The 8181-nt window shown below is 62.1% G+C and carries 9 protein-coding genes; 3 read left to right on the top strand and 6 right to left on the bottom strand.

The features are described from left to right. Positions 1-109: 109 nt before the first annotated feature. The 6 genes from IAE39_RS28370 to ffh form a co-directional block, all read right to left on the bottom strand. A complete protein-coding gene (locus IAE39_RS28370) occupies positions 110-517 on the bottom strand; it encodes an acyl-CoA thioesterase (RefSeq protein ID WP_201207781.1) in 408 nt (135 codons plus the stop codon). A 95-nt stretch (positions 518-612) separates the two neighbouring features. Next, complete coding sequence (gene rplS, locus IAE39_RS28365; protein ID WP_003252148.1) at positions 613-963, bottom strand: 50S ribosomal protein L19; 351 nt, start codon at positions 961-963, stop codon at positions 613-615. Positions 964-1005: 42 nt separating this feature from the next. Then, positions 1006-1758 carry a tRNA (guanosine(37)-N1)-methyltransferase TrmD gene (gene trmD / locus IAE39_RS28360; protein WP_008094486.1) on the bottom strand — a complete coding sequence of 251 codons (753 nt, stop codon included), beginning with the start codon at positions 1756-1758 and terminating at the stop codon, positions 1006-1008. 3 nt (positions 1759-1761) lie between these two features. Beyond that, positions 1762-2298 carry a ribosome maturation factor RimM gene (gene rimM, locus IAE39_RS28355; RefSeq protein WP_201207780.1) on the bottom strand — a complete coding sequence of 179 codons (537 nt, stop codon included), beginning with the start codon at positions 2296-2298 and terminating at the stop codon, positions 1762-1764. A gap of 5 nt (positions 2299-2303) precedes the next feature. After that, positions 2304-2555, bottom strand: coding sequence for a 30S ribosomal protein S16 (gene rpsP / locus IAE39_RS28350; protein WP_027920106.1), 252 nt, complete (start codon positions 2553-2555; stop codon positions 2304-2306). A gap of 234 nt (positions 2556-2789) precedes the next feature. Further along, on the bottom strand, positions 2790-4166 hold the full coding sequence (gene ffh, locus IAE39_RS28345; protein WP_012270758.1) for a signal recognition particle protein: 1377 nt from the start codon (positions 4164-4166) through the stop codon (positions 2790-2792). Positions 4167-4501: 335 nt separating this feature from the next. Between ffh and IAE39_RS28340 the strand changes: the two genes are divergently transcribed. The 3 genes from IAE39_RS28340 (at position 4502) to IAE39_RS28330 (ending at position 8096) form a co-directional block, all read left to right on the top strand. Next, positions 4502-5311 (top strand): cytochrome C assembly family protein, encoded by an 810-nt coding sequence (locus IAE39_RS28340; protein WP_201207779.1) that lies wholly within the window; start codon positions 4502-4504, stop codon positions 5309-5311. A gap of 9 nt (positions 5312-5320) precedes the next feature. Further along, the gene (locus IAE39_RS28335; RefSeq protein ID WP_201207778.1) at positions 5321-6523 is read left to right on the top strand and encodes a transporter associated domain-containing protein; all 1203 of its coding nucleotides are present in this window, start codon (positions 5321-5323) and stop codon (positions 6521-6523) included. 274 nt (positions 6524-6797) lie between these two features. Beyond that, positions 6798-8096, top strand: coding sequence for an MFS transporter (locus IAE39_RS28330; RefSeq protein ID WP_201207777.1), 1299 nt, complete (start codon positions 6798-6800; stop codon positions 8094-8096). The last annotated feature ends 85 nt before the right edge of the window (positions 8097-8181 follow it).

The following is an 8181-nucleotide window of genomic DNA, read 5'->3' as shown; positions in this document are numbered from 1 at the left end:
GCTGCTGCGCAGCCCATCGCGACACAAGGCCGCTCCTACAGGGACCGCGCCAGCCGAACACAAAAGGTCGCCAGCCAATCACAGAGTCCGCGCCAGGCTTAAGAAAGGCTCAGGCCTGGGGCAGCACCGGCACCGGGCGTTTGTCCTCATCGATGGCGACGAAGCTGAACACCCCGTGGATCGCCCGCTCGCGGCCGTCCAGGTACATGTTTTCGACGAACACATCCACCTGCACCTGCAAGCTGGTATTGCCGACCTTGACCACAGAACCCACCAGTTCGACGATCGAGCCCGCCGGGATCGGGTGCTTGAAGTCGATGCGGTCGGTGGACACGGTCACCAGCGGCAGGCGGCAGAAGCGCGTGGCGGCGATGAACGACACTTCATCCATCCAGGCCAGGGCGGTGCCGCCGAACAGGGTGTTGTGGTGGTTGGTGGTGTTGGGGAACACCGCCTTGGTCACGCGGGTTACCGACAACTCGGTGCGGCGCTGGATTTCCTGGTCTCGGGTAGTCATGGCAATCACGTCTTTTGAAGGTTCAAAACGCAAAAAAGCAGCCCGAAGGCTGCTTTTTTCTCGCTAGGCGGCCTTGGCCACCGGGCAAACTGTACTCAGGACAGTTTTTCCTTGATGCGAGCGGCTTTGCCGGACAGGTCGCGCAGGTAGTACAGCTTGGCTTTACGCACGTCACCACGACGTTTCACGGCCAGGCTGTCGATTTGCGGGCTGTAGGTCTGGAAGGTACGCTCTACGCCAACGCCGCTGGAGATCTTGCGCACGGTGAAGGCGCTGTTCAGACCGCGGTTACGCTTGGCGATAACAACGCCTTCGAACGCCTGCAGACGGGAACGCTCACCTTCCTTCACTTTAACCTGAACGACAACGGTGTCGCCTGGTGCGAAGGTCGGGATTTCCTTGCTCATCTGCTCGGCTTCGAGCTGCTGGATGATCTTGTTGGTCATGCTGTGCTCCTAAGATGGATACGCGATCCACCATCGATACGTTTAACTATCGTCCCGCTCGCGGAGATATTCCTCGAGCAGCTTCTTCTCTTCTCCAGAAAGCGAGCGACTTTCCAGAAGATCGGCGCGTCGTTCGAAGGTCCTACCAAGGGACTGCTTCATCCTCCAACGCCGGATATGTGCATGGTTGCCACTTAGCAACACGTCGGGAACACGCTGATCCGCATACACCTCAGGTCGGGTGTAGTGCGGGCAATCAAGCAGACCGTCGGTAAAGGAATCTTCCTCCGCCGAGTCCACATGCCCTAAAGCTCCGGGCAGCAGCCGCGTAACCGCATCGATCAGAACCATGGCCGGCAGCTCGCCACCGGAAAGCACATAGTCACCAATCGACCACTCCTCATCGACATGAGCCTCGATAAAGCGCTCGTCAATGCCTTCATAACGACCGGCGATCAGGATCAACGATTCCTGTTCGGCCAGGCCTTTGACCGCCTGCTGAGTCAGCTTGCGGCCTTGCGGCGAAAGGTAGATCACCTTTGCCGATGCTCCGGTCGCTTGCCTGGCGCTAACCAGTGCGTCTTCCAGAGGCTTGATTTTCATCACCATGCCCGGACCACCGCCAAACGGCCGATCATCTACCGTGTGGTGACGATCTGTGGTGTAGTCCCGCGGGTTCCAGCAAGTCACCTGAAGCAACCCCTGTTTCACCGCGCGGCTGGTAATGCCGTACTCAGTGATGGCCGAGAACATCTCGGGGAACAACGTGATGACGTCTACGCGAAGGTTACCCATCGTTTAGAAGTCCGCGTCCCACTCAACCCGCATCGTGCCTGCTTCCAGGTCGATTGCCAGCACGCATTGCTCCGTATAGGGCAACAGACGCTCGCGATCATCCAGGCTGCCTGCGCAAGGTTTGACCACCATTACATCGTTCGCACCGGTCTCCAACAGGTGATCGACCTTGCCGAACAGCTGTTCGTCCTGGTTGATGACCTTCAGGCCTTCCAACTGGTACCAGTAGTACTCGTCGGCAGCCAGGTTGGGCAAAAGGCTCCGCGCAATGCAGATTTCGTAACCGCTCAGAAGACGGGCTTCATCACGATCTTCGAGGCCTTTCAGTTTCACGACCAGGCCCTTTTGGGAGCCACGACCGCTGACCAGCTCGACCTGCTTTACCTTGCCTTCGTGCCGAAGCGTCCAGCGCGGATAATCCAACAGGTTTTCAATCGGATCGGTAAAGGAATACACCTTCACCTCGCCGCGAACGCCGTGAACCGAAAAAATCTTGCCAACGACGATGAGGTCGTCAGCCTTTTCTGGCGTCGCGTTCATACTATTTAGGCAGCAGCCTTGGCAGCGTCCTTCAGCAGCTGAGCAACGCGCTCAGACGGCTGTGCGCCCTGGCTCAGCCAGTAGGAAACGCGCTCTTGGTTGACCGACAGCTTGACTTCGGCGCCCGATGCGATCGGGTTGAAGAAGCCAACGCGCTCAACGAAACGGCCGTCACGGGCGTTACGCGAGTTGGTCACGGTCAGGTGGTAGAATGGGCGCTTTTTCGAGCCGCCACGGGCAAGACGAATGGTTACCATGTGAACATTGTTCCTATAGTCGGTACTGCAAATCTGAATGCCAAATAGGCACACGGGTGCCCAAAAGGCCGCATATTCTCGGGGAATACACGGACATTTGCAAATGACTTTTTCGGCAAGGCTTTGCCCTACCGATCAGATTTGCCGGTTAAGCCGCGAAATCCGCGGCCGTTGTCCCGCCGTAGCGGGGTTCTGGGCGCCCGCCTCAGCAGAGGCAGGCACCCGAATCAGGTGTTACAGCTTCGGCATGCCGCCGCCTGGCAGCATACCGCCCAGGCCGCGCATCATCTTGGCCATGCCGCCTTTGGCAGAGAACTTCTTCATCATCTTCTGCATCTGCTTGTGCTGCTTGATCAGCCGGCCGATGTCCTGCACCTGGGTACCGGAACCCAAGGCGATACGGCGCTTGCGCGAACCGCTGATCAGGTCAGGGTCGCGGCGCTCGGCCGGGGTCATGGAGTTGATGATCGCTTCCATCTGCTTGAACTGCTTTTCGGCCGCGCCCTGGGCATTGCCCATTTGCGACAGGTTGACCCCGCCGATGCTCGGCAGCTTGTCCATCAGGCCGCCGAGGCCGCCCATGTTCTTCATTTGCTGCAGCTGGTCGCGGAAGTCTTCGAGGTCGAAGCCCTTGCCCTTCTTCAGCTTCTTGGCCAGCTTGTCGGCCTTGGCCTTGTCGATGGTCTGCTCGGCCTGCTCGATCAGGCTGAGCACGTCACCCATGCCGAGGATGCGCGAAGCGACGCGGTCGGGGTGGAACGGCTCGAGGGCCTCGGTCTTCTCACCCATACCGATGAACTTGATCGGCTTGCCGGTAATGGCACGCACCGACAGCGCAGCACCGCCACGGGCGTCACCGTCGACCTTGGTCAGTACCACGCCGGTCAGCGGCAGCGCCTCGCCAAACGCCTTGGCGGTGTTGGCGGCGTCTTGGCCGGTCATGGCGTCGACCACGAACAGGGTCTCGATCGGCTTGACCGCAGCGTGCAGCGCCTTGATCTCGTCCATCATGTCGGCGTCGATGTGCAGGCGGCCGGCGGTGTCGACGATGACCACGTCGATGAACTTCAGCTTGGCTTCACGGATGGCCGCCTCGGCGATGGCCACCGGTTTCTGGCTGATGTCGGACGGGAAGAAGGTGACGCCGATGTCGTTGGCCAGGGTTTCCAGCTGCTTGATCGCCGCCGGGCGGTAGACGTCGGCGGACACCACCATCACGCTCTTTTTCTTGCGCTCTTTAAGGAAGCGCGCCAGCTTGCCGGCGGTGGTGGTCTTACCGGCGCCTTGCAGGCCGGCCATCAGTACCACGGCGGGCGGAGCGGCGTTCAGCGCGAGGTCTTCGTTGGCCGCGCCCATCAGGCTTTCCAGCTCGGCCTGGACGATCTTCACGAATGCCTGGCCCGGGGTGAGGCTGCGCGACACTTCGGTGCCGACCGCACGCTCCTTGACGCTGTTGACGAAATCCTTGACCACCGGCAGGGCAACGTCGGCCTCGAGCAGGGCCATGCGCACTTCGCGCAGCGTGTCCTTGATGTTGTCTTCGGTCAGCTTGGCCTTGCCGGTGACATGGCGCAGCGTCTGTGACAGGCGGTCGGTCAGGTTTTCGAACATGGTGATCCTTTCAGGCCCAGTAAAAGCCGAGGTTTGTCAGGCGCCCGCGGGGAAATGCACACCCGCCGGGCACAGCAAGGCGGCGATTATAGCGAAGTGCGGCGGCGGCGCACACCTTGGGAGATATTCGGTGCCTGGGCGGGCCTCTTCGCGGGTGAACCCGCTCCCACAGGATCTCCACCACCTTCAAGGCTGGTACATACCCGCGAATGGCCCAACGCAGTCCTTGTAGGAGCGGGTTTACCCGCGAATGCCGTTACGCGGTCTGCCAGTCTTCCTAGAGCGGCGGGATCTATGCCAAACTCCGTCTCTTTAAGGCTCGCCAACCAGGACTTATGGTCTCCTCACCCAGCCTCATCCCCAACCTGATCGCCGCCGGCCTTTATATAGCAGCGGCCATCTACCAGGGCTCGCACCTGGCCCAGGGCCGCAAGGCCGACAAGCGCCTGCTTGGCCTGCTGGGTGCCGTCGCGGTGCTGGCCCAGGCCGGCGCGCTGTTCTTCCAGCTGATCACCCCGCTGGGCCTGAGCCTGGACTTCTTCAGCGCCGCCAGCCTGATTGCCGTGGCAGTCATTGCCCTGACCCTGCTCGCCTGCCTGCGCATACCGGTGGAAAACCTGCTGCTGCTGCTGTTCCCGCTGGGCGCGGTAACCGCGCTGCTGGCGCAGTTCGCGCCACCCGGCACGGTACCGCTGATCAACGAAGAACCGGGCATTCTGGCGCATATCCTGCTGTCGATCCTGGCCTACGGGCTGTTCACCATCGCCGTGTTCCAGTCGCTGCTGCTGTTGCTGCAGGACCGCCAGCTGAAGAACAAGCACCCGTCCGGGCTGATCCGCAACTTCCCGCCGCTGCAAACCATGGAAAGCCTGCTGTTCGGCTTCCTCTGGGCCGGCTGGTGCCTGCTGTCGCTGTCGCTGATCTCCGGCTGGCTGTTCCTCGACAACCTGTTTGCCCAGCACCTGGTGCACAAGACCTTGCTGGCCTGCGTGGCCTGGGTGGTGTTCAGCGTGCTGCTGTGGGGCCGCACCCGTTTGGGCTGGCGTGGCCACAAGGCCATCCGCTGGACACTGGCCGGTTTCTGCCTGCTGATGCTGGCCTATTTTGGCAGCAAGCTGGTTCGCGAATTCATCCTGCACATCTGACGGCCGCCCATGGACACCCTGCCGTACGCACCGCTATTAGTCACTTTGGCACTGGCGCTGCTCTGGGCAGCGTTGTTTACCGCCGTGGATGCTGCCCGCCTGCAACTCAATGGCTCGCTGCGCCCCCATGAAGACGGGCAGCCAGCGCTGCCCGCCCAGGCGCTGGTGCTGTGCGCCAGCCTGGGCAAGCTGCTGGTGCTGGGCCTGGCGTGCCTGATCGGCCAGCGCTACAGCGGTGAACACGGCTTCTGGCTGGCCGGCCTGGGCGGCGCACTGGCCTTGCTGATCTTTGCCGAATTCCTGCCTCGGCGCCTGGCCCGGCGCAACCCGCAGGCGCTGGTCAGCCTTGGCATCCTGCTGAAAGCACCGCTGACCCTGTTGCAACCCTTTGCCTGCCTGCTCGACGGCTGCGCCAAATTGATCTTGCGCCCGTTCCGCACCCAGCCGGCAGCGGTGGCCCTGCACCCGCAGGAAGATGACGAGCGCGACGAAGATGAAGCGCACGATGCGCCCCGCCATGGCCTGCTTGACGGCCTGCAATCGCTGGACAAGATCACCGTCAACGACATCCTGGTGCCACGCAACGAAGTCGACGGCATCAACCTCGACGAGCCGATCGCGCGCATCATCGAACAGCTGATCGTCAGCCGCCACACCCGCTTGCCGGTGTACCACAACGACATCAACCAGGTCGAAGCGATCCTCAACACCAAGCTGATCAGCCACCTGCTGCCCAAGGCCGAGCTGACCCTGGAGGCGCTGCACGGCGCCTGCTACGAGCCGTATTTCGTGCCGGAAAGCACGCCGCTGCAAATGCAGTTGCTGAACTTCCACAAGCAACAGCGCCGGCTGGGCGTTGTGGTGGACGAGTACGGCGAAGTGCTGGGTATCGTCACCCTCGAAGACATCCTTGAAGAGATCGTCGGCGAATTCGAGGACGAACAGAGCCTGGAGAACCCGCACGTGCACCCGCAGCCCGATGGCACCTTCGTTATCGACGGCACTGCCTCGCTGCGCGAAATCAACCGCTCCCTGGGCTGGCACCTGCCCTGCGACGGCGGGCCGAAAACCCTCAACGGGCTGGTGACCGAAGCGCTGGAAAGCATCCCGGAAAGCGCCGTTTGCCTGAAGATCGGCCGCTATCGCCTGGAAATCCTCGAAACCGAGGACAATTGTGCCAGCAAGGTACTGGTGTGGACCGTGACCCGCTAGCTATACTCGGGTCACGCTTACCCAGCCCCGCCGTCACGCCTGCTACCCGCACCCGGCGCTCCACGGCCAGTCCGCTCCACTGACACGCCCCGCGGTCCTGCTTCAACACCCCGAACAGTGCCCGCCCCCGCCCCTATCCCCCTTGGGCTATCGTCAGTCGGGCGCACACAACAACAAAACGCTCCGGCGCCCGCGCAGCCGTGCCTGCCCTGTTGCATGCATGTCGCCGCAGGCCAAGCCATGGAGCCGGACCAGACTGTTAGGGACCTATTTAATGACAAGCAGCACCTATGCCGAAGCGCCTGCCGCGCCGGTCAACTCGCCTGCGCGGGTAGCCACTGCCAGCTTCATCGGCACCGCCATCGAGTTCTATGACTTCTACGTGTATGCCACTGCCGCCGCGCTGGTGATTGGCCCGGTGTTCTTCCCGTCCGGGTCAGGCACCGCGCAGATGCTGGCGGCCTTCCTTACCTTCGGTATCGCCTTCCTTGCACGCCCACTGGGCTCGGCCTTGTTCGGCCATTTTGGCGACCGCATTGGCCGCAAGTCGACCCTGGTCGCCTCGCTGCTGCTGATGGGCGTGTCCACCACAGCCATTGGCGTGCTGCCGGGCTATGACAGCATCGGCGTGTGGGCACCGATCATCCTTTGCCTGCTGCGCTTTGGCCAAGGCCTGGGCCTGGGCGGCGAATGGGGTGGTGCCGCGCTACTGGCCACCGAAAACGCCCCGGAAGGCAAACGCGCCTGGTTTGGCATGTTCCCGCAGTTGGGCCCTTCAATTGGCTTTCTGGCGGCCAACGGCCTGTTCCTGACCCTGGCACTGACCCTGAGCGACGAGCAATTCCGCGACTGGGGCTGGCGCATTCCGTTCCTGCTCAGTGCTGCGCTGGTGCTGGTGGGGCTGTATGTGCGCCTGAAGCTTGAAGAAAGCCCGGTATTCGCCAAGGCCGTTGCCCGCCAGGAACGCGTGAAAATGCCGGTAGTGGACCTGTTCGCCAAGCACTGGCGCCCTACCCTGCTGGGCGCTGCGGCGATGGTGGTGTGCTACGCGCTGTTCTATATCTCGACGGTGTTTTCGCTGAGCTATGGCGTGAGCACACTGGGTTACAGCCGCGAGACGTTCCTTGGCCTGCTGTGCTTTGCGGTGGTGTTCATGGCCTTGGCTACGCCGCTGTCGGCCTGGCTCAGCGACCGTTATGGGCGCAAGCCGGTGCTGATCGTCGGCGGCCTGCTGGCAGTGGCTTCGGGCTTTACCATGGAACCGCTGCTGACCTCGGGGTCGACCGCGGGCGTGGCGCTGTTCCTGGCCATCGAGCTGTTCCTGATGGGCGTGACCTTTGCGCCGATGGGGGCGTTGCTGCCGGAATTGTTCCCGACCCACGTGCGTTATACCGGGGCTTCGGCGGCGTATAACCTGGGCGGTATCGTCGGCGCCTCGGCGGCACCGTTCTTTGCCCAGAAGCTGGTGAGCATGGGCGGGTTGAGCTGGGTGGGGGGTTATGTGTCGGCGGCGGCGGTGATCAGCTTGATTGCTGTGCTGTGCCTGAAAGAGACCCGCAATACACAGCTTTGAGTAATTGGGGCTGCTTTGCAGCCCTTTCGCGACACAAGGTGAACTGGCCTAATGATCCCGGACACCTCTTAAGGGCGATATGATT

Origin of the sequence: Pseudomonas sp. S37 (assembly GCF_016658545.1) — a bacterium.
Classification (GTDB): Bacteria; Pseudomonadota; Gammaproteobacteria; order Pseudomonadales; family Pseudomonadaceae; genus Aquipseudomonas.
This window is presented reverse-complemented; position numbering and strand designations above follow the sequence as displayed.